This is a genomic window from Modestobacter italicus, assembly GCF_000306785.1.
In the GTDB taxonomy this organism is placed as follows: Bacteria; Actinomycetota; Actinomycetes; order Mycobacteriales; family Geodermatophilaceae; genus Modestobacter; species Modestobacter italicus.
This window is the reverse complement of record NC_017955.1, coordinates 744,579-768,722: the sequence shown is the minus strand read 5'-3', so window position 1 is coordinate 768,722 and position 24,144 is coordinate 744,579. Positions and strand designations below refer to the sequence as shown.

Annotated in this window: 25 protein-coding genes and 1 tRNA gene; 11 read left to right on the top strand and 15 right to left on the bottom strand. The window is 74.7% G+C overall.

The window, feature by feature from the left end; all coding sequences use genetic code 11:
- Nucleotides 1-6 precede the first annotated feature (6 nt).
- Nucleotides 7-405: a DUF5313 family protein gene (locus MODMU_RS03725; RefSeq protein WP_014738833.1), complete on the top strand. Its 399-nt coding sequence runs from the start codon at nucleotides 7-9 to the stop codon at nucleotides 403-405.
- A 187-nt stretch (nucleotides 406-592) separates the two neighbouring features.
- Complete coding sequence (locus MODMU_RS03720; protein ID WP_014738832.1) at nucleotides 593-1,000, top strand: QcrA and Rieske domain-containing protein; 408 nt, start codon at nucleotides 593-595, stop codon at nucleotides 998-1,000.
- Between the two features lie 58 nt (nucleotides 1,001-1,058).
- Here MODMU_RS03720 and MODMU_RS03715 read toward each other — a convergent pair whose 3' ends face one another.
- From MODMU_RS03715 to MODMU_RS03700, 4 genes are all read right to left on the bottom strand, one after another.
- Nucleotides 1,059-1,268, bottom strand: coding sequence for a dodecin (locus MODMU_RS03715; RefSeq protein WP_014738831.1), 210 nt, complete (start codon nucleotides 1,266-1,268; stop codon nucleotides 1,059-1,061).
- An 89-nt stretch (nucleotides 1,269-1,357) separates the two neighbouring features.
- Nucleotides 1,358-2,164, bottom strand: a complete 807-nt coding sequence (locus MODMU_RS03710) for an LLM class flavin-dependent oxidoreductase (RefSeq protein WP_014738830.1) — start codon at nucleotides 2,162-2,164, stop codon at nucleotides 1,358-1,360.
- Nucleotides 2,161-3,129: a Gfo/Idh/MocA family protein gene (locus tag MODMU_RS03705; protein ID WP_166503391.1), complete on the bottom strand. Its 969-nt coding sequence runs from the start codon at nucleotides 3,127-3,129 to the stop codon at nucleotides 2,161-2,163. Before MODMU_RS03705 ends, MODMU_RS03710 begins: the two co-directional genes overlap by 4 nt.
- 73 nt (nucleotides 3,130-3,202) lie before the next feature.
- Nucleotides 3,203-3,274 (bottom strand) — tRNA-Thr (locus tag MODMU_RS03700).
- Between the two features lie 80 nt (nucleotides 3,275-3,354).
- Here MODMU_RS03700 and MODMU_RS03695 point away from each other — a divergent pair.
- Complete coding sequence (locus MODMU_RS03695) at nucleotides 3,355-4,221, top strand: NAD(P)-dependent oxidoreductase (protein ID WP_014738828.1); 867 nt, start codon at nucleotides 3,355-3,357, stop codon at nucleotides 4,219-4,221.
- A 9-nt stretch (nucleotides 4,222-4,230) separates the two neighbouring features.
- Here MODMU_RS03695 and MODMU_RS03690 read toward each other — a convergent pair whose 3' ends face one another.
- Nucleotides 4,231-4,887, bottom strand: a complete 657-nt coding sequence (locus MODMU_RS03690) for a hypothetical protein (RefSeq protein WP_014738827.1) — start codon at nucleotides 4,885-4,887, stop codon at nucleotides 4,231-4,233.
- 250 nt (nucleotides 4,888-5,137) lie between these two features.
- On the opposite strand from MODMU_RS03690, the gene MODMU_RS29010 reads away from it, so the two are divergent.
- The 3 genes from MODMU_RS29010 to MODMU_RS03675 all read left to right on the top strand — a co-directional run bounded on the left by MODMU_RS29010 (nucleotide 5,138) and on the right by MODMU_RS03675 (nucleotide 8,493).
- A complete protein-coding gene (locus MODMU_RS29010) occupies nucleotides 5,138-6,658 on the top strand; it encodes a S1C family serine protease (protein WP_014738826.1) in 1,521 nt (506 codons plus the stop codon).
- A gap of 79 nt (nucleotides 6,659-6,737) precedes the next feature.
- The gene (locus MODMU_RS03680; protein ID WP_014738825.1) at nucleotides 6,738-8,033 is read left to right on the top strand and encodes a DUF445 domain-containing protein; all 1,296 of its coding nucleotides are present in this window, start codon (nucleotides 6,738-6,740) and stop codon (nucleotides 8,031-8,033) included.
- 67 nt (nucleotides 8,034-8,100) lie between these two features.
- Complete coding sequence (locus tag MODMU_RS03675) at nucleotides 8,101-8,493, top strand: RidA family protein (protein ID WP_014738824.1); 393 nt, start codon at nucleotides 8,101-8,103, stop codon at nucleotides 8,491-8,493.
- A gap of 21 nt (nucleotides 8,494-8,514) precedes the next feature.
- Here MODMU_RS03675 and rlmB read toward each other — a convergent pair whose 3' ends face one another.
- Genes rlmB through MODMU_RS03650 form a run of 5 tightly spaced genes read right to left on the bottom strand, consistent with a single transcriptional unit; the run spans nucleotide 8,515 to nucleotide 12,560 of the window.
- The gene (gene rlmB, locus MODMU_RS03670; protein ID WP_231851760.1) at nucleotides 8,515-9,495 is read right to left on the bottom strand and encodes a 23S rRNA (guanosine(2251)-2'-O)-methyltransferase RlmB; all 981 of its coding nucleotides are present in this window, start codon (nucleotides 9,493-9,495) and stop codon (nucleotides 8,515-8,517) included.
- The gene (gene cysS / locus MODMU_RS03665; protein ID WP_014738822.1) at nucleotides 9,477-10,880 is read right to left on the bottom strand and encodes a cysteine--tRNA ligase; all 1,404 of its coding nucleotides are present in this window, start codon (nucleotides 10,878-10,880) and stop codon (nucleotides 9,477-9,479) included. Before cysS ends, rlmB begins: the two co-directional genes overlap by 19 nt.
- Nucleotides 10,877-11,383, bottom strand: a complete 507-nt coding sequence (gene ispF / locus MODMU_RS03660; RefSeq protein ID WP_041794921.1) for a 2-C-methyl-D-erythritol 2,4-cyclodiphosphate synthase — start codon at nucleotides 11,381-11,383, stop codon at nucleotides 10,877-10,879. Before ispF ends, cysS begins: the two co-directional genes overlap by 4 nt.
- A complete protein-coding gene (ispD, locus tag MODMU_RS03655) occupies nucleotides 11,380-12,039 on the bottom strand; it encodes a 2-C-methyl-D-erythritol 4-phosphate cytidylyltransferase (RefSeq protein ID WP_041794919.1) in 660 nt (219 codons plus the stop codon). Before ispD ends, ispF begins: the two co-directional genes overlap by 4 nt.
- A gap of 38 nt (nucleotides 12,040-12,077) precedes the next feature.
- On the bottom strand, nucleotides 12,078-12,560 hold the full coding sequence (locus MODMU_RS03650; RefSeq protein ID WP_014738821.1) for a CarD family transcriptional regulator: 483 nt from the start codon (nucleotides 12,558-12,560) through the stop codon (nucleotides 12,078-12,080).
- A gap of 123 nt (nucleotides 12,561-12,683) precedes the next feature.
- Between MODMU_RS03650 and MODMU_RS03645 the strand changes: the two genes are divergently transcribed.
- Entirely contained in the window at nucleotides 12,684-13,550 is an 867-nt protein-coding gene (locus tag MODMU_RS03645; protein ID WP_014738820.1) for a UbiA family prenyltransferase, read from the top strand.
- Here the strand turns inward: MODMU_RS03645 and MODMU_RS03640 are convergent.
- Complete coding sequence (locus tag MODMU_RS03640; RefSeq protein WP_014738819.1) at nucleotides 13,547-15,124, bottom strand: cryptochrome/photolyase family protein; 1,578 nt, start codon at nucleotides 15,122-15,124, stop codon at nucleotides 13,547-13,549. The genes MODMU_RS03645 and MODMU_RS03640 overlap by 4 nt on opposite strands.
- Nucleotides 15,125-15,229: 105 nt before the next feature.
- On the opposite strand from MODMU_RS03640, the gene MODMU_RS03635 reads away from it, so the two are divergent.
- The 3 genes from MODMU_RS03635 (at nucleotide 15,230) to disA (ending at nucleotide 18,448) form a co-directional block, all read left to right on the top strand.
- On the top strand, nucleotides 15,230-15,814 hold the full coding sequence (locus tag MODMU_RS03635; RefSeq protein ID WP_014738818.1) for a copper chaperone PCu(A)C: 585 nt from the start codon (nucleotides 15,230-15,232) through the stop codon (nucleotides 15,812-15,814).
- A 66-nt stretch (nucleotides 15,815-15,880) separates the two neighbouring features.
- Nucleotides 15,881-17,251, top strand: a complete 1,371-nt coding sequence (gene radA / locus MODMU_RS03630; RefSeq protein WP_041794918.1) for a DNA repair protein RadA — start codon at nucleotides 15,881-15,883, stop codon at nucleotides 17,249-17,251.
- A 114-nt stretch (nucleotides 17,252-17,365) separates the two neighbouring features.
- Complete coding sequence (gene disA, locus MODMU_RS03625) at nucleotides 17,366-18,448, top strand: DNA integrity scanning diadenylate cyclase DisA (RefSeq protein ID WP_014738816.1); 1,083 nt, start codon at nucleotides 17,366-17,368, stop codon at nucleotides 18,446-18,448.
- A 61-nt stretch (nucleotides 18,449-18,509) separates the two neighbouring features.
- On the opposite strand, the gene MODMU_RS03620 is transcribed toward disA, so the two are convergent.
- Entirely contained in the window at nucleotides 18,510-19,208 is a 699-nt protein-coding gene (locus tag MODMU_RS03620) for a hypothetical protein (RefSeq protein WP_014738815.1), read from the bottom strand.
- Between the two features lie 172 nt (nucleotides 19,209-19,380).
- Between MODMU_RS03620 and MODMU_RS03615 the strand changes: the two genes are divergently transcribed.
- The gene (locus tag MODMU_RS03615; protein ID WP_014738814.1) at nucleotides 19,381-20,289 is read left to right on the top strand and encodes an HhH-GPD family protein; all 909 of its coding nucleotides are present in this window, start codon (nucleotides 19,381-19,383) and stop codon (nucleotides 20,287-20,289) included.
- Between the two features lie 16 nt (nucleotides 20,290-20,305).
- Here the strand turns inward: MODMU_RS03615 and MODMU_RS03610 are convergent, their stop codons facing one another.
- From MODMU_RS03610 to MODMU_RS03600, 3 genes are all read right to left on the bottom strand, one after another.
- Complete coding sequence (locus tag MODMU_RS03610) at nucleotides 20,306-20,518, bottom strand: hypothetical protein (protein ID WP_014738813.1); 213 nt, start codon at nucleotides 20,516-20,518, stop codon at nucleotides 20,306-20,308.
- Nucleotides 20,519-20,758: 240 nt separating this feature from the next.
- A complete protein-coding gene (locus MODMU_RS03605; RefSeq protein ID WP_014738812.1) occupies nucleotides 20,759-23,302 on the bottom strand; it encodes an ATP-dependent Clp protease ATP-binding subunit in 2,544 nt (847 codons plus the stop codon).
- A gap of 343 nt (nucleotides 23,303-23,645) precedes the next feature.
- Nucleotides 23,646-24,005 carry a histone-like nucleoid-structuring protein Lsr2 gene (locus MODMU_RS03600; RefSeq protein ID WP_014738811.1) on the bottom strand — a complete coding sequence of 120 codons (360 nt, stop codon included), beginning with the start codon at nucleotides 24,003-24,005 and terminating at the stop codon, nucleotides 23,646-23,648.
- Nucleotides 24,006-24,144: the final 139 nt, after the last annotated feature.

Here is a 24,144-nt window from a genome sequence, read left to right as displayed (position 1 = left end):
GGCTGTGTGGACGCTGGACGCCCGAACCCGGCCCAGTGGCTCTGGTACGCCTACGGCGGCGGGCTGCCGCGGTCGCTGTCGCCCTGGGTGCTGGAGGACACCACCCGGCGCACCTGGGTGCTGCGGCACCTGGCGCGGGCCCTGGTCCAGCTGGCCCCGGTCGTCGCGCTCTGCCTGCTGCTGCCCCCCGTCGACCTCGGCATCCGGGCGACCGCCGCCGGCGGCGGCCTGGTCATCGGCCTGCTGTTCTCCCTGGCGTACATGACCGAGACCACCGAGCACCGCGCGGTGAAGGCCGGCTGGCCGCCGGGCACCACCGCCGCGCGCCGCGAGGAGCGGGCCGAGCGGGAGCGGCTGGAGCGCAACGCCCGCTACCGCTCCGGCGGCTCCGGCAGCTTCGACTGAGTTGATCGCGACCCTTCGGGCCGCACCGCGGCCAGGAGCCGTGCCCCGGGTGCGCTGAGCTGTTGCCGCCGCTCCTGCGCGACAGCCTCCGGCCGTCACTCGTCACGGCGACCGGCTGACGCCGGGGGTCCGTAGGGCTCCTCGGGCAGGGCCGGAGGTCCGTGGGCCCCTCGGGCAGGATGGCCGGATGCACTGCTTCTCCCGCCGGGACCTGCTGATCGCCGGGGGCGTGGGGGCGGGGGTGGTCGCGCTCTCTGCCTGCGGGGGCGGGGGCGACGTGCCCGAGCTCACCGGGGTGGGCCCGGGCGACGTCGTCGTGCCGCTGTCGGAGGTGCCCGCCGGCGGCGCCTACGAGGTGTCGATCGACGGACGGCGGGTGGTGGTCAGCCGGCCCAGCGAGGACACCGTGGTCGCCTTCTCGGCGCGGTGCACCCACCAGGGCTGCACCGTCCGGGCCGCCGACGAGGGGCTGGTGTGCCCCTGCCACGGTTCGGTGTTCGACCCCGCCGACGGCGCCGCGGTGCACGGCCCGGCCACCGAGCCGCTGGCCCCGGTCGGCGTCACCGTCCGCGGCACCGACGTCGTCCTCACCTGAGGAAGGACCCCCTCGCCCCCCCACTCGCAGGCTCGCGGCGGGCCCCTGTGAGGGGGCCTCAGTCCTCGACGCGGAAGCCGATCTTGAGCGTCACCTGGTAGTAGGCCACGTCGCCGTCGACGACCTGACCGCGGATCTCCGAGGTCTGGAACCACTCGATGTTGCGCACGGTCTGGGACGCCTTCCGCACCGCCGTGCGGATCGCGTCGTCGACGCTGGTGGGCGAGCTGCCGACGATCTCGCTCAGCCGGTACACGTGGTCGCTCATGGAGGTCCTCCTCGGGGTCGGCTGCCCGGTCGGCAGCGATCGCCTGCGACCCTGGCACACCGCTCCGGGAGCCGCGCGTCGCGAGCGGCTCAGCCGGGACCGGCGCGGACCACCCGGCGGACCTCGGCGAGGTCCAGGTCGTAGGGGCCCAGCCGGGTGAGCACCCAGGTGGCCCCGGCCGCCACCCACGGCTGCGCGTCCTCCCCCACCGGGAGGTCGACGACGACGTCGAAGCCCGCCAGCCCGTCGGCCCGCGCCGCGGCGACCGTCTCGCGGACCTGGGCCAGCCCGGCCGGCCCGGGCACCGAGATGACGAACGCGCCCTCGTGCCGGGCGGCCCGGCGCAGCGGCGCGGCGTTGGGCCAGCGCCCGCCGATCCAGAACGGGATGCCGCCGGGGCGGGTCGCCGGCGGGGAGAACCGGACCCCGCGGGCGGTGAAGTGCTCCCCGTCGTGGTCGACCTCGGCGCCGGACAGCAGCCCGCGGAGCAGCGCGAGCCCCTCGTCCAGCCGGGCGGCGCGCACCTTCGGGTCGAGCTCCTCGCCGAACCGGGACAGCTCCCCCACCCCGCCGTCGTCGCCGAGGCCGAACCCGAGCACCAGCCGCCCGCCGGACAGCTGGTCCAGCGCGGCGGCCTGCCGCGCCAGCACCTGCGGCCGCCGCCGGGTCAGCGGCGTCACCATCGGGCCGAACTCGATCCGGGAGGTGCGGACGGCGATCGCGGCGCAGCAGGTCCACGGGTCGGAGATCGCCGTGACGGGGGCGGCGTAGAGCAGGTGGTCCCAGAGGAAGACGCCGTCCCAGCCGGCCTCCTCCGCCTCGGCGGCCAGCTCGGCGACCAGCCGGGGGTCGGCCAGCACGTCGAACGGCGCCAGGAAGAGCCCGCGCCGGCTCACCGGGCCGCCGCCCGCACCAGGTCGATCGCCTCGGCGACCGGGAGGGACGACTCCAGCGCGGTGTGCCGCGGCGCCTCCTCACCGGCCAGGACGGCGCCGACGTGCCGCAGCGCGGCGGTGAACGAGTGCTGGTCACGGGTCGGCCGCTCGACCACGGGGTCGGCCCCCGGACGGCGCAGCTCCACGCTGCTCCCGGGCCGCGGGTGGTACGGGTCCTCGAGGTGGATCGTGCCCTCGGTGCCGCTGAGCACCGTCGTGGTGTCCGCGCTCCGCCGGAAGCCGCAGGACAGCAGCAGCCGCCGGTCGTCGGGGTAGTCGACCAGGGCGGCGAGCTCGGTCTCGACCTCGGCGCCGCGCACCGCGGACGCGGCGGCGGTGAGCGCCGGGCCGCCGAACAGCTCCGCGGCCAGCCGCAGCGGGTAGCACCCGACGTCGGCCAGCGCGCCGCCGGCCGTCGCCGCGGACAGCCGGATGTCCTCGGTGCGGCGGAGCAGGAAGTGGAAGGCGCCGGAGATCTCGCGCAGCTCCCCGATCGCACCCCCGGCCAGCAGCTCGACCAGCCGCCGGTGCTGGGCGGTGAACGGGAAGACGAACGCCTCCCACAGCGGCAGCGCGGCCCGCTCGGCCACCGCCAGCAACCGCCGGGCCTGGTCGGCGTCGACGCACAGCGGCTTCTCGCAGAGCACCGCCTTGCCGGCCTCCAGCGCCGCCACCGCCCACTCGGCGTGCAGCGGGTTGGGCAGCGGCACGTAGACCGCCTGCACGGCAGGGTCGGCGAGCACCGCCTCGTAGCTCGTGACACCGCGGGCGACGCCGTGCGCTGCGGCGAACTCGGCCGCGCGGGCGCCGTCCCGGCTGCCCACGACCACCGCCTCGCCACCGGCCTCGGCCAGCGCGGGGAGGAAGCGGGACCGGGCGATGCCGGCGGTCCCGAGCACCCCCCAGCGGGTCCCTGGGGCGGGCATCAGCGGGCTGCCGGGGTCTGCACGGGTGCATCCTGCCCTGCCCGGCGGCGACCCCGGGGGCAGGCCGGGGACGAGCCCCATGTCCGGATCGAACGGACGACCTTTCGCTTACAAGGCGAGTGCTCTACCACTGAGCTAATGGGGCGGGCCTGAGCCGGCCCCGAGGTTACCGGGAGCCCTCGCGGCCGGGCTGCCGCGGCGGCCGGCCCGGGTGAGGATCAGGGCATGACGAACCCGGTGGTGGCGGTCCTCGGCACGGGCACGATGGGCGCGGGGATGGTCCGGTCGCTGCGTCGCGCCGGGCTCCCGGTGCGCGCGTGGAACCGGGACGCGGCCAAGGTGCAGGCGCTCACCGGCACCGGCGCCGAGGCCTGCGGCTCCCCCGCCGAGGCCGTCGCCGGCGCCGACGTCGTCCTCACCATGCTCTTCGACGCCGACGCGGCCATCGACGTCGTCCGGCAGGCGGCGCCGCCGGCCGGCACGCCGTGGCTGCAGTGCAGCACCGTCGGGGTGGAGGGCGCCGAGCGCACCGCCGCGGTCGCGGCCGAGCTGGGCCTGGCGCTGGTCGACTGCCCGGTGCTGGGCACCAAGGAGCCCGCGGAGAAGGGCGCGCTGGTGATGCTCGCCTCGGGTCCCGAGCAGCTCCGCGAGCCCCTCGCCCCGGTCCTGGACGCGCTGGGGTCGAAGACGCTGTGGCTCGGCGAGGCCGGGGCGGGCAGCCGGCTGAAGATGGCGTGCAACGCGTGGCTGTTCATGGTCACCGCCGGGGCGGCCCAGTCGATCGCGCTGGCCCGCGGCCTGGGCGTCGACCCCGAGCACTTCCTGGCCGCCATCGAGGGCGGTCCGCTGGACACCCCCTACGCGCACGTCAAGGGCGGGCTGATGATCGACGGGCGCTTCCCGGTCAGCTTCGGGCTCCCCGGTGCGACCAAGGACGCGCGGCTCATCCAGGAGGCGCTGCGGTCCGCCGGCGTCTCCGACCGGCTCGACACCGCGGTACTGCAGACGATGGAGGCCGCGGCCGCCGCGCTCGACGACCCGGCCGCGGCCGACGTCAGCGCGGTGATCGCCGGCCTGACCGAGCCGCGCTGAGCGGGGCGGTCAGGCCGCGTCGTAGCCGGCGGTGGGGTCGCCGGAGACGTACCGCGCCGGGTCGCTGTCGACGGTCGCACCCTCGGCCAGCCAGCGGCTGAAGCCCACGGGGTCCCGCCGCTCGAGCTCGTCGAGCGCCTCCTCCCGCCGCTGGACCAGCGCCTGGCGGACGGCGGCGTCCCGGGTCTGGGCCAGCGCCGCCGAGGTGCGCAGCCACTCCCGGCCCAGCGCCTCCACGGACAGGAACCCGACCGGGCCACCCCCGGCTCCGGCTCCCGGGAGCGGCAGCACGGTGGCCCCGGGGTCGCGCCGGGCCCGGCGGGCCGACCGCACCGCCCAGCGCACCAGCACGCCGCCCACGGCGACGCCGGCCAGCAGGGCGGTCAGCGAGCCGCCGGCCAGCACCACGCAGCCGCTCAGCACGAGCAGCACCGCCACCGTGCCCACCGCCGCGCGCCACGCGGTGTCGACCACCGCCTGGCGGGGCCGCGGCGTGTCCCCGTCGCGGACGATGCCCGCGGCCAGGCAGGCGGTGACGACCGCGGCCAGCACGACGGCGACCAGGCCCGACCCGCCCAGGGAGACCCCGCCGACGGCGGCGAGCGCGGCGAGCACCAGCACGAGCAGGGCGAGGGCGGAACGGGTGAGGAGTGCACGAACCGGCACCGACGGCCTCCGGGACGGGGAGAGGGAGTGCGAGGGACGACGAGCGCCGGCCGCCCCTCCCCTTCCCCCGGCCCCGCATGATCACGCGCGCACACGCCAGGAAACCGTCCGGCCGCGCAGAGTCGCGGTACGGCGGGCTCCGCCGCGTCCAGACAACTCACAGCGGACCACCAGTCCCGGACCAGTCCCCGGGCGCACAGTGGGTGCATCGCGACGGGGAGGGCCTGCCGCGACGTGGGAAGGACCACCAGTGACTGAGAACGACCGCCCCGCCGACGAGACCGGGCACGGCACGGACCGGAACGCGGACGCCGGCACCGGCGCCGGGTGGGCCGCACCGCAGCAGCCCGCCCCACAGCAGCCGGGCGGCGCGACGGCCCAGCCGCTCGGGCAGCCCGCACCGCAGCAGCCGCTGGGCGCCCAGCCGACCCAGCAGTTCCCGCCGACCCCGGCGCAGCCGGGCCAGCAGCCGACGCCGCCGTTCGGCCAGCACCCCACCCAGCAGTACGGCCAGCCCGCTGCCGCGCAGCACCAGCCGTGGCCGCCGGCCGGCTACGGGACGCCCGGGTACCACCAGGCGCACGGTCAGCCCGGCGCGGGCGCGGTCCCGCCGGCCTTCCAGCCCCCGGTGCAGCCCGGTGTCCCCGCCCAGCCGACCCGGCGGCCCGGCCGCTGGCGCCTCGGCGTCGCCGCCGGCCTGGTCGGCGCGGCGCTGATCGGTGGTGGAGCCGGTGCGGGCGTGATGGCGCTGACCGACGACGGCGGCGTGGCGACCGCGAGCGGCGCCTCCGCGCAGAGCGTCGTCATCAAGGACGCCGACAACGCCACGAGCACCACCGCCGCGGCCGCGAAGGCGGCACCCAGCGTCGTCACCATCTACGTGAGCGGGGGCTCCGGCTCGGGCTCCGGGTCCGGCGTCGTGCTCTCCGCGGACGGCTACGTGCTGACCAACAACCACGTGGTCACGCTGGACAGCTCGACCGACCAGGCCACGGTCCAGGTGCGCACCTCCGACGGCACGCTCTACGACGCCACCGTGGTGGGCACCGACCCGACCTCCGACCTGGCCGTCGTCAAGCTCAGCGACGCCAGCGGGCTGACCCCGGCCACGTTCGCCGACTCCGACGACGTGCAGGTCGGTGACCTGGCCGTCGCGATCGGTGCGCCCCTCGGGCTGTCGAACACGGTGACCGACGGCATCATCAGCGCGACCAACCGCGCCGTCGCCACCGGTTCGAACACCGACCAGGCGGTCATCGACGCGCTGCAGACCGACGCGGCGATCAACCCCGGCAACTCCGGCGGTGCGCTGGTCGACGCGAAGGGCCAGGTGATCGGCATCAACAGCGCCATCGCCACCGTCGCCAGCTCCGACCTGCCCGGTCAGGAGGCGAGCCAGAGCGGGAACATCGGCGTCGGCTTCGCGATCCCGGCCAACACCGCCAAGCGGATCGCCGAGGAGATCATCGACACCGGGTCGGCCACCCACGCCCTGCTCGGCGTGAACGCCACCACCGCCGCGGACAACGCCGAGGCGGCGGTCGGCACCGGCGCCCAGCTGGTCTCGGTGCAGGACGGCTCCCCTGCCGCCGACGCCGGGCTCGAGGCCGGCGACGTGATCACCGCGGTCGGCGACCGGACGGTCACCAGCTCCACCGAGCTGACCGCCGCCGTCCGCAGCGCGCAGCCCGGCGACACGGTCACCCTGACCATCCGCCGCGGCTCGGACACCTCGAAGGTCGACGTCACCCTGGACGCCGCCTCGAAGTAGCCGCCCCCGACCGACGACCCCGGTGCCGCCCCCGCGGCCCCGGGGTCGTCGTGCGTGGTGACCACCTAGGCTCGGTCGGGTGCCGAGCCCGCAGCTGCCCAGCCACCAGCTGACCGTCCCGCTCACCGGCGCGCTCGACGACCCGCAGCGCGCCCGCGACCTGACGAAGATGAAGCGGCTGGCCACCGGCCTGTTCCTGCTGGCCGCGGCGGTCTTCCTGGTGTGCGTGCTGGTCGGGGACGACGCCGGCGCCTGGGTCGGCTACGTGCGGGCGACCGCCGAGGCGTCGATGGTCGGCGCGCTGGCCGACTGGTTCGCCGTCACCGCGCTCTTCCGGCACCCGATGGGGCTGCCGATCCCGCACACCGCGATCATCCCGCGCAAGAAGGACCAGATCGGCACCAGCCTGGGCACCTTCGTGCAGGAGAACTTCCTGACCCGGCGCGTGGTCGAGGAGCGGCTGGACGCCGTCGACGTCCCCGGCAAGCTGGGTGCGTTCCTGGCCGCCCCCGGCCGGGCCGAGCGGCTGGCCGGCGACGCCGGTGCGGCCCTCGGCGCGCTGAGCGACCTCATCGCCGACGACGAGGTGCAGCAGACGGTCTCCGCCTTCGTCGACCGCAAGCTGCGTGAGACGCCCGCCGCGCCGGGGCTGGCCCGGGTGCTCGAGCTCGCCGTCGACGGCGACCGGCACCAGGAGGTCCTCTCCGCCGGGCTGTCCGGGCTGGCCGAGTTCCTCGCCGACAACCGGCTGGTCTTCCGCACCCGGCTGGGCGACGCGTCGCCGTCCTGGGTGCCCGACTGGGTCGACGACAAGGTGTTCGACCGGGTCTTCGAGCTGCTGCGCAGCTTCCTGGCCGAGGTCGGCGCCGACCCGGAGCACCCCGTCCGCCAGGTGTACGACCGCCGGCTGCGGGCCTACGTGCACAAGCTGCGCACCGACCCCGAGGCGGCCGCGCGGGTGGAGCAGTTCAAGGCCGAGGTGCTCGAGCACCCCGCCGTCCGCACCTGGTCCGGCTCGCTGTGGACGACGGCGAAGGCCTCCGTGCTCACCGCCGCCGCCGACCCGGACTCCCAGCTGCGGGCCCGGATGGTGTCGGTGATCCGCTCCGGCGCCCGGCTGCTCACCGAGGACCCCACCGTCCGCGAGCTCGTCCAGCGCGAGGCGCGCCGCGGCGCGGGCTGGGCCGTCGAGCGCTTCGCCGGGGACGCCGCCGAGCTGGTCGGCACCACGGTGGCGCGCTGGGACACCGAGGAGACCAGCCGGCGGATCGAGCTGCAGGTCGGCCGCGACCTGCAGTGGATCCGGGTGAACGGCACCGTCGTCGGCGGCCTGGCCGGCCTGGTCATCTACACGATCGCCCAGCTGCTCTCCTGAGCGTCCTCCGGCCCCGCCCCACCCGCGGGTGCCGGTGCCGGCAACACGACGGCCCTAGGGTCCGGACATGAGCGCACCCGTGCACACCGACGTCCCCGGCATGCTGCCCGGGCTGTTCCCCTACTCGCTCGCCGTGCGGCTCGGCGACACCGTGCGGACCGCCGGCATCGTGGGGATCGACTACACGACCGGACGGCCGGCCTCCCTGACCGACTTCCGTGCCCAGGTCCGGTCGACGATGGACAACCTGGTCGCCGTGCTCGAGGCCGCGGGCAGCAGCCCCAGCGAGGTGGTCGAGACCGCCTGCTACCTGACCGAGATGGCCCGCTGGGACGAGTTCAACGGGATCTACAGCGAGTACTTCAGCGCGCCGATGCCGATCCGGACGACGATCTCCTGCGGCCTCGTGCCGCCGTTCCTGGTGGAGGTCTCCGCCGTGGCCTGGTCCCCGCGGGCCTGACCGGCCGGGCGCCGCCTGCCGTCACCGGCGGGCGGACGCCGCCGCGAACAGGGCGATGCCGGCGGCGACGCTGACGTTCAGCGACTCCGTCGACTTCGTGATCGGGATGGACAGCACCACGTCGCAGCGCTCGCGGACCAGCCGTGACAGCCCGGCGCCCTCGGCCCCGACCACGAGCGCGATCGGGTCGGCGAAGCCGTCGTAGTCGTGCACGGTCATGTCGCCGTCGGCCGCCAACCCCACGGTCTGCAGGCCGGCGTCCTGGTAGGAGCCGAGCGAGCGGGCCAGGTTGGTGGCCCGGGCGACCTGCAGCCGGGCGGCGGCGCCGGCGCTGGTGCGCCAGGCCGAGCCGGTCATGCCGACCGCGCGGCGCTCGGGCACGACGACGCCGTGCGCGTCGAACGCCGCGGCCGAGCGGATGATCGCGCCCAGGTTCCGCGGGTCGGTGACCCCGTCCAGCGCCACCAGCAGCGGCGGGCGACCGGAGTTGCGGGCGATGTCGAGCAGGTCGTCGGGGTGCGCGTACTCGTACGGCGGCACCATCAGCCCGATGCCCTGGTGCAGCGCCCCGGCCGACATCCGGTCGAACTCGGCCTTGCCGACCTCGAGCAGCGGCAGCCCGCGGTCGGCGGCCAGCTGCACGGACTCGGTGATCCGCTCGTCGGTGCCGCCGCGGGTCGTGTCGCCGGTGACGACGTAGAGCGCCGTCGCCGGGATCGCCGCGCGCAGCGCCTCGAGCACCGGGTTGCGGCCGAGCAGCAGCTCGGGTTGCTCCTCGTTGCGGCGCTGGACCCGGGCCCGGTTGTCCCGGCGGGCGGCGTCGGCCTGCGCCTTCTTGTAGGCGGGGTGGTGCGGCCGGGCCGAGGCCGGCGGGGTCGCGCCCCGGCCGGCCAGCGACCGGCGGTTCTTGCCGCCGGTCCCGGCGGTGGCGGTCTTCTTGCCGGCGCCGGCCGAGCGGCCGCGTCGTTGGCTGTTGCCGGCCATCAGCTGGTCAGCTCCCATCGTGTGCCCTGGGGGGTGTCCTCGACCTGCACGCCCAGGGCGCCGAGCTGGTTCCGGATCGCGTCAGCTGACGCGTAGTCCTTGCGGGCCCGGGCGGCCGCGCGCTGCTCCAGCGCGAGCTGCACCAGGCCGTCGGTGGCCGCGGCGAGGCGCTGGTCCCCGCCCGCGGTGGCCCACTGCGGGTCGAGCGGGTCCAGGCCGAGCACGCCGAGCATGGCGCGCACCGACCCCAGGGCGGCGGCGACCGCGGCGTCGTCGCCGTCGGCCAGCGCGGTGTTCCCGGCGGTGACCGCCTCGTGCACGGCGGCGACGGCGGCCGGGGTGGCCAGGTCGTCGTCCATCGCCGCGCTGAACGCCTCGGCGAGCACCGGCTTGCCGCCGTCCGGACCGACCCGCTCGGCGGCCCGGCGCACGAAGCTCTCCAGCCGCCGGTAGGCCACCCCGGCCTCCTCGAGCGCCGCCTCGGTGTACTCGATCATGGAGCGGTAGTGGGGCGCGACGAGGTAGTAGCGCAGCTCGACCGGGCGGACCCGCTGGACGACCTCGTCGACCAGCAGTGTGTTGCCCAGCGACTTGCTCATCTTCTCGCCGCCCATGGTCACCCAGGCGTTGTGCAGCCAGTAGCGGGCGAACCCGTGACCGGCGGCCTGGGACTGGGCGCGCTCGTTCTCGTGGTGCGGGAAGCGCAGGTCCAGCCCGCCGCCGTGGACGTCGAACTCCGGGCCCAGGTACTTCTCCGCCATCGCCGAGCACTCCAGGTGCCAGCCCGGCCGGCCGCGACCCCACGGCGTCGGCCAGGACGCGGTCTCCGGCTCGCCGGGCTTGTGCGCCTTCCACAGCGCGAAGTCGCGCGGGTCGCGCTTGCGCTCGTCGGTCTCGGTGTCCGCGGCCGCCTGCAGCTCGCCGAGCCGCTGACCGGACAGCTCGCCGTAGCCGGGGAAGGACCGGACGTCGAAGTAGACGTCGCCGTCGACGGCGTAGGCGTGGCCGCGGTCGATGAGCAGACCGATCAGCTCGACCATCTCCGGCACGTGACCGGTCGCCCGCGGCTCGTAGGTCGGCGGCAGCGTCCCGAGCACCTCGTAGGCGCGGGTGGCGGCCCGCTCGTTCTCGTAGGCCCAGGCCCACCACGGCTCCCCGGCGGCGGCGGACTTGGCGAGGATCTTGTCGTCGACGTCGGTGACGTTGCGGATGTAAGTCACCTCGGAGCCGGAGTGCAGCAGCCAGCGGCGGAGCACGTCGAAGGCGAGGGCGAAGCGGACGTGCCCGATGTGCGGCGGCCCCTGCACGGTCAGGCCGCAGACGTACATGGAGACCCGTCCTGCACGCAGGGGCGTGAAGTCGCGCACGGCACGCACGGCCGTGTCGTACAGGCGGAGGGTCACCCGGTCGATTCTACGGGCGGCGCGGCAGTGCTCCGGACCACGAGCGCGGTGGCCACCGCTGCCCGGCCCTCACCGCGCCCGGTGAGGCCCAGGCCGTCGGTCGTGGTCGCGGTGACGCTGACCGGTGCGCCGAGCGCTGCCGACAGCACGGCCTCGGCCTCCGCCCGCCGCGGCGACGCCTTCGGGGTGGTGCCGATCAGCTGCACGGCGGCGTTGCCCACCTCCCAGCCGGCGGCGGCGAGCACCTCCCGGACGTGGGCGAGCACGTCGGCCCCGCGGGCACCGGCCCAGCGCGGGTCGTCGGTGCCGAGCAGGCCGCCGATGTCGCCGAGCCCGGCGGCCGACAGCACCGCGTCGGTGAGGGCGTGCGCGACGACGTCGCCGTCGGAGTGACCCGCGCAGCCGTCGACGCCCGGCCACTCCAGCCCGGCCAGCCAGCAGGCCCGGCCGGCCTCGATCGGGTGCACGTCGGTGCCGATGCCGACCCGGGGCAGGGCCGTCACAGTTGCAGCTCCGCGAGCCGGAGGTCGTGTGCCACGGTGATCTTGGCGGCGCGCTCGTCGCCGGCGACGGTGTGCACCGGGATGCCGGCAGCGCGGACCACCGAGGCGTCGTCGGTGAACTCCGCTGCGGTGCCGTGCGCGGCGGCGTAGGCGGCGACCAGGGTCGCCCGGTCGAAGCCCTGCGGGGTCTGCACCCGGCGGAGGTGGGCCCGGGCGACGTCGGCGCTGACCACCCCGTCGTCGTCCACGACCACGGTGGTGTCGACGACCGGCAGCACCGGGACGACGGCGGCCGCGCCGGCCGCCAGCGCCGCCAGCACCCGGGCGACGACGTCCGGCGGGGTCAGCGGTCGGGCGGCGTCGTGCACCAGCACGGCGTCGGCGTGCTCACGGGCGGCGGCCAGCGCGGCCCGGACCGAGGCGGTGCGGGTGTCACCACCGAGCACGACGTGCACATCGCCCGGGAGGACCGCGGTGAAGGCGGCCCGCTGCGGCCCCGGCACGGCCACGACGACCTCGGCGACCCCGCCGGCGCGCAGCGACTCGACGGCCCAGCAGACCAGCGGGCGGCCACCGAGCGGGACCAGCGCCTTCGGCAGTTCTGCCCCCAGACGCAGACCACTCCCGGCCGCTGCGACGATGCCGACAGCGTGCACGGGAGTGGTCTGGGTGTCTCGGGGGTGGAGCAGGGGGATCAGGAGGCGAGGACCTCGTCGAGCAGCAGCTCGGCCTTGTCCTCGTTGGTCCCCTCGGCCAGCGCGAGCTCGCTGACCAGGATCTGACGGGCCTTCGACAGCATGCGCTTCTCGCCCGCGGACAGGCCGCGGTCCTTGTCGCGCCGCCAGAGGTCACGCACGACCTCGGCGACCTTGTTCACGTCACCGGAGGCCAGCTTCTCGAGGTTGGCCTTGTAGCGCCGCGACCAGTTGGTCGGCTCCTCGGTGTGCGGCGCGCGCAGCACCTCGAAGACCTTGTTCAGGCCGTCCTGGCCGACGACGTCGCGGACGCCGACGATCTCGGCGTTGTCCGCCGGCACGCGCACGGTCAGGTCGCCCTGGGCGACCTTGAGCACGAGGTAACGCTTTTCGACGCCCTTGATGGTCCGCTGCTCGATCGCCTCGATGAGCGCAGCGCCGTGGTGCGGGTAGACAACGGTCTCGCCAACAGTGAAGCCCATGTGGATGTGACCCCTTTCGCTGTCCCCAGGTTACCACGGCAGAATGCCGTCCGGCTCGGCGAAGTCCGACAAAAGTGCAGGTCAGCGGCTCGACCGAGGTCAGCTCGCTCTTGACAGGAGGCGGTGGGTGTGCAGGTGACCGGCGCCGCGGGACGCACCGGCCCGGTGCGGCGCGGGGTCGCCCTGGCCCGCGCGACGCACCTCGAGCCGGCCCTCGCGGTGAGCGCCGTCGCCGTCCTGCTGGCGGTCGCCGCCGGGGTCACCCCGGGCCGCACCGTCCTGGTCGGCGCGGCCGTCCTCGCAGGTCAGGCCTCCATCGGCTGGTGCAACGACTGGCTGGACGCCGACCGCGACCGCGCGGTCGGCAGGCAGGACAAACCGGTCGTGCAGGGCGTCGTCACACCGGCGACGCTGCGCACGGCGGCGCTGACCGCGGTCGCCGTCGCCGTCGTCCTGTCCCTGCTGCTGGGCGTCGTCCCCGGTCTCCTGCTGCTGGTGCTCGTCGCCAGCGGCTGGGCCTACGACGCCGGTCTCAAGCGCACGGCGCTCTCCCCGCTCCCCTACCTGACCGGCTTCGGTGCCCTGCCCGCCGGCGTGGTCGCCGCGGCGCCGGGCACGCCGGCTGCGCCGTGGTGGCTGGTCGCCGCCGGCGCGGCGCTCGGCGGGGCCGCGCACGTGGCCAACGTCGCCCCCGACGTCGCCGACGACCTCGCCACCGGCGTCCGCGGCCTGCCGCACCGGGTGGGTCCGGTGCCCTCGGCGGTCGCCGGGGCGGTGCTGCTCGGCGCGGCGTCGCTGCTGCTGGTGCTCGGCCCGGCGGGGCCGCCCAGCGCGCTCGAAAGGGCGGCCGGCGTGCTCGCCGTGCCGGCCGTCGTCGTCGCCGCGCTGGCCGGCAGCCCGCGGGCACGCCGGCTCGCCTTCCCCGCCGTGCTGCTGCTGACCGTGCTCGACGTCGTCCTGCTGGTCGCCGGCGGTGCCGCCCTGGGCTAGGGCGCCTCGGTGCCGCGCACCCGCTCCTGCCCCACGACCGCCTCCAGGTCCTTCAGCCGGCCCAGCCCGGCCAGCGGCTGGCGCATCCGCCGGTTGTCGGCCAGCCGCTCCCGGTTGCGGTCCAGGAAGGACCAGTAGCCGGCGGTGAACGGGCAGGCGTCCTCGCCCAGGCGCTTCTTCGGGTCGTACCGGCAGCCGCCGCAGTAGTCGCTCATCCGGTCGATGTAGGCACCGCCCGCCGCGTAGGGCTTGGTGGCCAGCACCCCGCCGTCGGCGTGCTGGCTCATCCCGACGACGTTGGCCACCATCACCCAGTCGTAGCCGTCGAGGAACACCCGGTGGAACCAGTCGGTGATCGCCAGCGGCTCGATCCCGCGCTGCAGCGCGTAGTTGCCCAGCACCATCAGCCGCGGGATGTGGTGCACCCAGCCGCGCTCGCGGACGTCGGAGAGCACCGAGGACAGGCAGTTCGCGTCGACCTCCTCGGCCGCCAGCTCGCCCATCCAGCCCGGCACGTCCTCGTGCGCCTCGAGCGCGTTGCCGTGCCGGTACTCCCGGCCCAGCTGCCAGTACAGGTGCCAGATCCAGTCGCGCCAGCCCATCACCTGGCGGACGAAGCCCTCCACGGAGTTCAGCGGCAGCGGGTCGCCGGCCGCGACCGACTCCCGCCAGGCCAGCTCGGCGCGGTGGACGACGTCGGCCGGGTCGACCAGCCCCAGGTTGAGCGACGCCGACAGCATCGAGTGGGCCAGCCACGGGTCGCCGGCCAGCATCGCGTCCTCGTGCGGCCCGAACGCCCGCAGCCGGTGGGTGAGGAAGTCGGCCAGCCGCTCCTCGGTCTCGGCAGCGGTGACCGGGAACAGCCGGGGGCCGTCGTCGCCGACGAAGGCCACGTCCCCGTCGGCCACCCAGCGGTCCAGGTCGGCGCGGACCTGCGCGTCGATCTCGTCCTCGACCGGCAGCCACGGCGGCGGCGCGGGGACCCGTCCGTCGGCCGGCGGCGGTTCCCGGTTGTCGTGGTCGAGGTTCCAGGTGCCGCCGGCCGGCTCCGCGCCGTCCATGAGGACGTCGTGCACCCGGCGTGCGGTGCGGTAGAAGTCGTCCATCAGCAGCCGTTCGCGCGTGCGGCCGCCCGCCCAGCGCCGGAAGTCGGCCTGCCGGGTGACGAACCCGCGCGCCTCGAGCACGGTCAGCCCCGGACGGCGCAGCACGAAGTCGCGGGCCGGCCAGGTGGTCGGTGCGCACACCGACAGCGGCTCGGCCACCTGGTCCAGCGCCTCGGCGTAGGTGTCGGTCTGCAGGAAGACCGCCTGGTCGCCGAGCTGGGCCGCGCGGTGCCGGAGGGCGGACAGCAGCAGGTGCGCCTTCTGCCGGTGGAACCGGCGGCGGCGGAAGACCGCCCGCGACTCGACGAGCAGCACGGGCTGGTCCGGGGCGTCCAGGAAGTGCGGCCCCAGCTGGTCGGCGAACAACCAGCGGCGGGTCCCCGGTGCCCGGCCCGGGAAGTCCCCGAGCGCGGGGTCCCCGTCGCCCGGCATCTCCCCGCCGCCACCGCTGCCCGACCGTGCCGCCATCTGCCGCACCTCCCAGCGGACATCCTGTGGGGACGGTTAGGCTCACCGCGACTCGTGTCACCGGAGCACACGGTGACCGGCACGTCCTCTGGAGGTCGACCCCCTGTGAACCGCGGACTGCGCGCTGCCGCGACGGCTGCCCTGTTGCTCACCCCCGTGGCGCTGGGCGCCTGCAGCGCCGGCCAGGTCGCCCAGACCGCCGAGCAGAACCGGGACAAGACCGGGGCGATGACCAACGTCGGGGACCTCTCCCTGCGCGCGGTCGAGATGCCCTACCCGACCGGCGGGGTGTACGCGCAGGGCAGCAGCGCCCGGCTGCTGGCCGCGGTGGCCAGCTCCGCCGAGACCGACGACACGCTGGTCCGCATCGAGGGTGACCAGTTCGACAGCGTCGAGGTCGTCGACCCCGAGGCCGCCGGTGAGCCCGCCACCAACAGCGGCTCGCTCGACCTCGCCGTCCCGGCCGACGGGATCCTGTACCTGGGCAGCGGCACCGGGCCCGCGGTGACCCTGGTCGGGCTCGCCGACGACATCGGCGTGGGCCAGTCGATCAACGTGACCTTCACCTTCGAGCAGGCCGGCTCGGTCACCGTCCCGGTGCCGGTCGCCACGCCTGCCCGCGACCTCCCCCGCGGCGAGCCGTTCGACTTCCACGGCCCCGAGGGCGTGGAGGAGCAGGCCGGCGGCTGAGCCGGTCGGGCCGGACCGTCCTGGTCCGTCCCCCGGACTGTCGTACCCCGCTGCCACGCTGACGGCGTGCCAGCATCCGGTGTGAAGTCCTCCCGTCCCGCCCACCGCTGCACCGAGTGCGGCTACACCTCGGCGAAGTGGGTCGGCCGCTGCCCGGAGTGCCAGGCCTGGGGCAGCATCCAGGAGGTCGGCGCGGTCGGCTCCTCACCGCTGCGGTCGGTCTCGGCCGGTCCGGTCAGCGCCAAGGCCCGGCCGATCGGCCAGGTCGAGCTGGCCGGCGCGCGAGCCGTGCCCACCGGCATCACCGAGTTCGACCGGGTGCTCGGCGGCGGCCTGGTGCCGGGGGCGCTGCTGCTGGTCGCCGGTGAGCCCGGCGTGGGCAAGTCCACCCTGCTGCTGGAGGTCGCCCACCGGGTCGCCGCCGCGAACGGGCCGACGCTGGTGGTCTCCGGTGAGGAGTCCGCGGCCCAGGTGCGGTTGCGCGCCGAGCGGATCGGCGCGCTGCACGACGACCTCTACCTCGCCGCGGAGACCGAACTGTCCGCCGTCCTCGCCCACGTGGAGGACGTCGCCCCCACCCTCCTCGTGCTCGACAGCGTGCAGACCGTCCGCTCCCCCGCCGTCGACGGCACCGACGGCGGCGCCACCCAGGTCCGCGCGGTCGCGACCGCGCTGAGCGCGGTGGCCCGGAGCCGGAACATGACCGTCATCCTGGTCGGCCACGTCACCAAGGACGGCGCGATCGCCGGCCCGCGCGCCCTGGAGCACCTGGTCGACGTGGTCATCTCCTTCGACGGCGAGCGGCACTCGACGCTGCGCCTGGTGCGGGCCACCAAGAACCGCTTCGGCCCGGCCGACGAGATCGGCTGCTTCGAGATCGGCGACGGCGGCGTGGTCGGCGTCCCCGACCCGTCCCACCTGTTCGTCTCCCGCCGCTCGGCGCCGGTGCCCGGCAGCTGCGTCACCGTGACGATGGAGGGCAGCCGACCCCTGCTGGCGGAGGTGCAGGCGCTGGTCGCCTCCTCCGGTGGCGGCGGCTCGCCGCGCCGCGCGGTCAGCGGGCTGGACTCGCAGCGGGTGGCGATGGTCAACGCCGTCGTCGAGCGCCGCGGCGGGGTGCGGCTGGCCGACGCCGACGTCTTCGCCGCCTCCGTCGGCGGGGTGCGGATCCTCGAGCCCGCCGCCGACCTCGCGCTCGCCCTGGCCATCGCCTCGGCGTCGAAGGACCGGCCGGTGCCCGCGGGGCTGATCGCGCTGGGCGAGGTCGGACTGTCCGGGGAGATCCGCCGGGTCGGCGGCACCGCCCGGCGGCTCGCCGAGGCCGCCCGGCAGGGCTACACCGCCGCCCTCGTGCCCGAGGACTCCGGCCCGGCACCCAAGGGGATGCGGCTGGTCGAGGTGGCCGACCTCGGGGGCGCGATCGCGCGCCTGTGGTGACTCTCCGGCACCGCCGGACGGCCCGGTCACACCCTCGGAGGACCCGAGGTGGTCGTCGCCTCGTGCCCGCACCGTAGAATCGGCCCCCGTACCGCCCGACCGTCAGGAGCGCACGTGCCACCCGCTGTGGACCCTGAGGCCTCGTTGCGGGAACTGCTCGGTCGGATCGCCCCCGGCACCGCTCTCCGGGACGGTCTGGAGCGGATCCTGGCCGGCCGTACGGGAGCGCTCATCGTCCTCGGCTACGACCGGGTCGTCGAGTCGCTGTGCACCGGCGGCTTCGCCCTCGACGTGGCGCTGTCGGCCACCCGACTCCGCGAGCTCGCCAAGATGGACGGCGCGGTGATCGTCTCCTACGACGGCACCCGGATCGTCCGCGCCGGGGTGCACCTGATGCCCGACCCGACCATCCCCACGGAGGAGTCCGGCACCCGGCACCGCACCGCCGAGCGGGTGGCGCTGCAGACCGACTTCCCGGTGATCTCGGTCAGCCAGTCGATGCACATCATCTCGGTCTACGTGGCCGGCCGCCGGTACACCCTGGAGCACCCGACCACGATCCTGGCGCGGGCCAACCAGGCCCTGGCCGCCCTCGAGCGCTACAAGCTGCGGCTGGACGAGGTCGCCTCCACGCTGTCGGCGCTGGAGATCGAGGACCTGGTCACCGTCCGGGACGCGATGAGCGTCAGCCAGCGGCTGGAGATGGTCCGCCGGATCGCCGACGAGATCGAGGGCTTCGTCGTCGAGCTGGGCACCGACGGCCGGCTGCTCGCCCTGCAGCTGGACGAGATGCTCGCCGGCGTCGAGGAGGACCGCGGGCTCCTGGTCCGCGACTACCTGCCCAGCGGGCGGCGGAACCGCTCCGGTGAGGAGGTGCTCGCCGACCTGCGGGCGCTGTCGGCCACCGAGCTGCTCGACCTGTCCGCGGTGGCCCGCTGCTACGGCCTGCCCACCTCCCCCGACGCGCTGGACTCCCCGGTGAGCCCCCGCGGCTACCGGCTGCTGGCCCGGGTGCCCCGGCTGCCGGCCGGCATCATCGACCGCCTGGTGGCGCACTTCGGCGGGCTGCAGAAGCTGCTGGCCGCCACCATCGAGGACCTGCTGGCCGTGGAGGGCGTCGGCGAGGCCCGCGCCCGCGGCATCCGCGAGGGGCTGTCCCGGCTCGCCGAGACCTCCATCCTCGACCGATACAGCTAGACGAAGGACCCCGCCGCCCCCACGCTTCGCAGGCTCAGCGCGGGCCCCTGCGCCGGGGCCGTCAGGTGAGGGTGAAGGCGGCGTCGCCGCTGGCCTTGGTGTCCAGCCGGCCGCGGAGCACGTAGCTGCCCGGCCCGGGCGTCGTCCGGTCGGCGGTGCAGCCGGGGGCGCTGCTCAGCCCGCTCCACAGCACCGGGAACACCACGGCCTCACCCGGCTGCAGCGTCCGGGTGTCCGAGCTCGCCTCCGGGAAGCAGTCGTTGCTGCCCCACAGCCGGTCGCCTGCCCCGTCGAGCAGCACGATCTCCTGCAGGCCCTTGTCCAGCGCCCGCACGCAGGCGACCGGTGACGTGTTGGTGACCACGAGGTCGAACGTCGGCTTGCCGCCCACCGGGCTGCTCGGGACCTCCGGGCGGACGTCGACCGAGATCATGTCGTCGGTGCAGGGTCCGCCGGCGACCGGCCCGGCCGGCGCGGCGCTGGGGGCCGGAGCCGGGGCCGACGTGGTCGGCGCCGCGGTGGGGACCTCGACGGCGGCCAACGAGGGCAGCACCTGCTCCAGCGCGGGGGTGGGCGCGTCGGCGGTCGCCCCGGCCGCGGCCAGCGAGTCCGACGCCGGGTCCGCGCCGGTCGAGCCGCCGGTGGCCGCGGCGACGCCGAGCCAGCTGCCGCCGCCGAGCACGCCCAGGGTGCCGACGAGCACCAGGAGGCGCCGCCGCCAGTAGACGGCGGTGGGCAGCGGGCCGACCGGGTGGAGCACGTGCCGACGCTAGCCGCCGCTCCACCCGGCGACCGCACGCCACGCCACGCCACGACGCAGCGCGTCTGCCCAGGTCACACGGTTGTCACCGGATCCCATGGACCCGATCACCCACCGTGGTGGACGGGTGTCGTGCGGGCCTCGCGGACGAGCGGGGGCACACTGGGCGGTCGTGAGCAGCGCGCCCTCCGCCGTCCCCCTGCCCGGTCCGAGCGACGAGCCGGTGGGCGAGGTGGTCGTGGACTGGTACGCCGGTGCGGCGCGGGACCTCCCGTGGCGCGAGTCGGGCACCGACCCGTGGGCCGTCCTGGTCAGCGAGGTGATGCTGCAGCAGACCCCGGTGGCGCGCGTGGAGCCCGTCTGGCGGGAGTGGCTGGCCCGGTGGCCCACCCCCGCGGCGATGGCGGCCGCGAGCCCGGCCGAGGTGATCCGCGCCTGGGGCAAGCTCGGCTACCCCCGCCGCGCGCTGCGGCTGCGGGAGGCGGCCGTCGCGATCACCGCACGGCACGCCGGCGTCGTCCCCGCCGAGGTCGACGAGCTGGAGGCGCTGCCCGGGATCGGGACGTACACCGCCCGGGCGGTGTCCTGCTTCGGCCACGGACGACGCCAGGCGGTGGTGGACACCAACGTGCGCCGGGTCGTCGCGCGGCTGGTGCACGGGCGGGCCGAGGCGGCACCTGCCCGCGCCGCCGACCTGCTGGACATCACCGCGCTGGCCCCCGTGGACGACGAGCGGGCCGTGCGGTTCTCGGTGGCCGTGATGGAGCTGGGGGCGCTGGTCTGCGTGGCCGGGACGCCCCGCTGCGCCGCGTGCCCGGTGCGCGACCGCTGCGCCTGGCGGCTCGCGGGGTACCCGGCGCACGACGGCCCACCGAAGCGGGTGCAGCGGTTCGCCGGCACCGACCGGCAGGTGCGCGGCCGACTGCTCGACGTGCTGCGCGCGGCCCACGAGCCGGTCGACCCGGACGCCCTGGTCCCGGCGTGGGAGGACGCCGTCCAGCGCTCCCGCTGCCTGGACTCGCTGCTGGTCGACGGTCTCGTCGTCCAGACCGAGGACGGCCGGTTCGCCCTTCCCAGCTGACCGCCTGCCCGGCGGGTCAGCGGCGGGGCCGCCGCGGCGGGGTGCGGTCCCGGAGGGTGAGCAGGGCCCCGCCCAGGATCGCCACGACGGCCACCACGTAGACCACGACCCGCGCCCACCCCGGCCAGGTCTGGCCACCGGAGACGGCCAGCGTCGCGCCGATCATCGCGGCGGCGATCAGCAGCCCGCCGTAGACCGGCGTCCGCATCGGGTGGTCACCCCGCGCCATCCCGCCGTCTCCCTCCAACTCCACCGCTCGAGATCTGCGTTGTCCGAGACCCGCGCTTCATGGCACGAGAGCACGGTGCTTGATCGCGCGAAAGCGCGGTGCTTGATCGCGCGAAAGCGCGGTGCTTGATCGCGCGAAAGCGCGGTGCTTGATCGCGCGAGAGCGCGGTGCCGGGCCGGAGCACGGCAGAGGGCCGCCACCCGCGGTGCGGGTGACGGCCCTCTGCCGTGCTGGCTCCGGTTACTCGGCGGCCTGGGCCGCCGGACCGTCGTCGTCCGCGTCGGGGGCCGTGAGGGCCACCGGCGGGGTGTCGGGCAGGTCGACCGGCTTGGCCTCACCCCGGAAGGTGAAGGTCGACTGGGTTGGGTCCGCGTTCTCCTCGACGTCCACCACGATGATCTGCCCGGAGGCGATCTCGCCGTAGAGGATCTTCTCGGAGAGCGTGTCCTCGATCTCGCGCTGGATCGTCCGACGCAGCGGACGGGCGCCCAGCACCGGGTCGAACCCGCGGGCCGCCAGCAGCTTCTTCGCCGCCGGGGTGACCTCGAGCGACATGTCCTTGTTCGACAGCTGCGTCTCGACCCGGTTGAGCATCAGGTCGACGATGTGGACGATCTCGTCCTCGGTCAGCTGGTGGAACACGACGATGTCGTCGATGCGGTTGAGGAACTCCGGCCGGAAGTGCTGCTTGAGCTCCTCGTTGACCTTCTGCTTCATCCGCTCGTAGTTGCTGGTCGTGTCGTTCCCGGACTGGAAGCCCAGGCCGACCGCCTTGGAGATGTCCCGCGTCCCGAGGTTCGTGGTCAGGATCAGGATCGTGTTCTTGAAGTCCACGATCCGGCCCTGCCCGTCGGTCAGCCGGCCGTCCTCCAGCACCTGCAGCAGCGTGTTGAAGACATCGGCGTGCGCCTTCTCGATCTCGTCGAAGAGGACCACCGAGAACGGCTTGCGCCGGACCTTCTCGGTCAGCTGGCCACCCTCGTCGTAACCGACGTAGCCGGGAGGGGCACCGACGAGCCGCGACACGGTGAACTTGTCGTGGAACTCGCCCATGTCGATCTGGATGAGGGCGTCGTCCTCACCGAACAGGAACTGGGCCAGCGCCTTCGCCAGCTCCGTCTTACCGACACCCGAGGGGCCGGCGAAGATGAAGGAGCCACCGGGACGACGGGGGTCCTTGAGGCCCGCCCGCGTGCGCCGGATCGCCTGGCTGACGCTCTTGATGGCCTCTTCCTGGCCGATGATGCGCTTGTGGAGCTCATCCTCCATGCGCAGGAGACGGGTGGTCTCCTCCTCGGTCAGCTTGAAGACCGGGATGCCCGTCCAGTTCGCCAGGACCTCGGCGATCTGCTCGTCGTCGACCTCGGCGACGACGTCCATGTCGCCGGCCTTCCACTGCTTCTCGCGCTCGGACTTCTCGCCCAGCAGCTGCTTCTCCTTGTCGCGGAGAGACGCGGCCTTCTCGAAGTCCTGGGCGTCGATCGCCGACTCCTTCTCCCGGCGGATGCCGGAGATCCGGTCGTCGAACTCGCGCAGGTCCGGCGGGGCGGTCATCCGCTTGATCCGCATCCGGGCGCCGGCCTCGTCGATCAGGTCGATCGCCTTGTCCGGGAGGAAGCGGTCGGAGATGTACCGGTCGGCCAGCGTCGCGGCGGCCACGAGGGCGTTGTCGGTGATGCTGATCCGGTGGTGCGCCTCGTAGCGGTCGCGCAGGCCCTTGAGGATCTCGATCGTGTGGGCCAGCGTCGGCTCGCTCACCTGGATCGGCTGGAAGCGGCGCTCGAGAGCGGCGTCCTTCTCCAGGTGCTTGCGGTACTCGTCGAGCGTGGTGGCACCGATGGTCTGCAGCTCACCACGGGCCAGCATCGGCTTGAGGATGCTCGCCGCGTCGATCGCGCCCTCGGCAGCACCGGCACCGACGAGGGTGTGGATCTCGTCGATGAACAGGATGATGTCGCCGCGGGTGCGGATCTCCTTGAGGACCTTCTTGAGCCGCTCCTCGAAGTCACCGCGGTAGCGGGAACCGGCGACGAGGGCACCGAGGTCGAGGGTGTAGAGCTGCTTGTCCTTCAGCGTCTCGGGCACCTCGCCCTTGACGATCGCCTGGGCCAGGCCCTCGACGGCGGCGGTCTTGCCGACGCCGGGCTCGCCGATCAGGACGGGGTTGTTCTTGGTGCGGCGGGACAGCACCTGCATGACCCGCTCGATCTCCTTGGCCCGGCCGATGACCGGGTCGAGCTTGCCGTCGCGGGCGGCCTGGGTGAGGTTGCGGCCGAACTGGTCGAGGACCAGCGAGGTCGACGGGGTGCCCTCGGCAGGGCCGCCGGCAGCGGCGGGCTCCTTGCCCTGGTAGCCGCTCAGCAGCTGGATGACCTGCTGGCGGACGCGGTTGAGGTCGGCACCCAGCTTGACCAGGACCTGGGCGGCGACGCCCTCGCCCTCGCGGATCAGGCCCAGCAGGATGTGCTCGGTGCCGATGTAGTTGTGGCCGAGCTGCAGCGCCTCGCGGAGCGACAGCTCCAGGACCTTCTTGGCGCGCGGGGTGAAGGGGATGTGGCCGGACGGGGCCTGCTGGCCCTGGCCGATGATCTCCTCGACCTGCTGGCGCACGCCCTCCAGCGAGATGCCGAGGGACTCCAGCGCCTTGGCGGCGACACCCTCACCCTCGTGGATCAGGCCCAGGAGGATGTGCTCGGTGCCGATGTAGTTGTGGTTGAGCATCCGGGCCTCTTCTTGGGCCAGGACGACCACGCGACGGGCTCGGTCGGTGAACCGTTCGAACATCTGCTGTATCTCCCTCTGACCGGCTGGACCTGCTGTGCTCGTGTCCCCGGCAGGGGACGGTGGACACCCGACGTACGTCGGCGCGCTGGGGCACCGGTCGTTCCACTGTAGATCGCACCACCCACCCGGCGTCGACATGATGCCGTCGGACCGGCGGGGCGGCTCGATGGACACAACTGTCGTCCCACTGAGGGTGTTCCGCCGCCTTTACGCCGTCAGCGGACGCCTGCCCCCTCCGCCCCACCCGCCCCACCCCGGAACGCACGACGGCCCGGCACCCCACAGAGGGGCGCCGGGCCGTGCGACGTGCTGGAACGGCCCCTCGCAGGGAGGCCGTCAGGGCTCAGTGCGCGGCTTCGAAGGCCTCGACGACGCTGGCCGGGATGCGGCCGCGGTCGCTCACCTCGTGGCCGTTCTTGCGGGCCCACTCGCGGATGGCGCCGGCCTGCTCGCGGTCCATCCGGCCCCCGCCGCCGCCACCGGTCGCGCGGGAACGGCCGGCACCGGAGGCGCGGGTGCCGCGGCTGCTGACCTTGCGGGCAGCCGAGACGTACTTGCCGAGCACGTCGCGCATCTCGTTCGCGTTCTTCTCGGAGAGGTCGATCTCGTACGTCGTCCCGTCGAGGGCGAAGGAGACGGTCTCGTCAGCGGAGATGCTGTCATCGAGGTCGTCGCTCAAGATGACCTGGACCTTGCGTGCCATTGTGTTCGCTGCTTCCTATTCGCCGGACATGTGGAGTGTCGTATTACCGCCCCGTGGTCGACGGCCCCATTCCACCACATCGGCCCGCTTTTGCACCAATATCGGTGCAAATGCCGACAGAATGCCTCCGAACAGGTGA

Excerpts from the sequence above, each read along its gene's own strand:
- MODMU_RS03720 (WP_014738832.1), top strand. The coding sequence starts at position 593 with ATGCACTGCTTCTCCCGCCGGGACCTGCTGATCGCCGGGGGCGTGGGG.
- MODMU_RS03715 (WP_014738831.1), bottom strand. The coding sequence starts at position 1,268 with ATGAGCGACCACGTGTACCGGCTGAGCGAGATCGTCGGCAGCTCGCCC.
- MODMU_RS03705 (WP_166503391.1), bottom strand. The coding sequence starts at position 3,129 with ATGCCCGCCCCAGGGACCCGCTGGGGGGTGCTCGGGACCGCCGGCATC.
- MODMU_RS03695 (WP_014738828.1), top strand. The coding sequence starts at position 3,355 with ATGACGAACCCGGTGGTGGCGGTCCTCGGCACGGGCACGATGGGCGCG.
- MODMU_RS03675 (WP_014738824.1), top strand. The coding sequence starts at position 8,101 with ATGAGCGCACCCGTGCACACCGACGTCCCCGGCATGCTGCCCGGGCTG.
- rlmB (WP_231851760.1), bottom strand. The coding sequence starts at position 9,495 with ATGGGAGCTGACCAGCTGATGGCCGGCAACAGCCAACGACGCGGCCGC.
- MODMU_RS03650 (WP_014738821.1), bottom strand. The coding sequence starts at position 12,560 with ATGGGCTTCACTGTTGGCGAGACCGTTGTCTACCCGCACCACGGCGCT.
- MODMU_RS03640 (WP_014738819.1), bottom strand. The coding sequence starts at position 15,124 with ATGGCGGCACGGTCGGGCAGCGGTGGCGGCGGGGAGATGCCGGGCGAC.
- MODMU_RS03610 (WP_014738813.1), bottom strand. The coding sequence starts at position 20,518 with ATGGCGCGGGGTGACCACCCGATGCGGACGCCGGTCTACGGCGGGCTG.
- MODMU_RS03605 (WP_014738812.1), bottom strand. The coding sequence starts at position 23,302 with ATGTTCGAACGGTTCACCGACCGAGCCCGTCGCGTGGTCGTCCTGGCC.
- MODMU_RS03600 (WP_014738811.1), bottom strand. The coding sequence starts at position 24,005 with ATGGCACGCAAGGTCCAGGTCATCTTGAGCGACGACCTCGATGACAGC.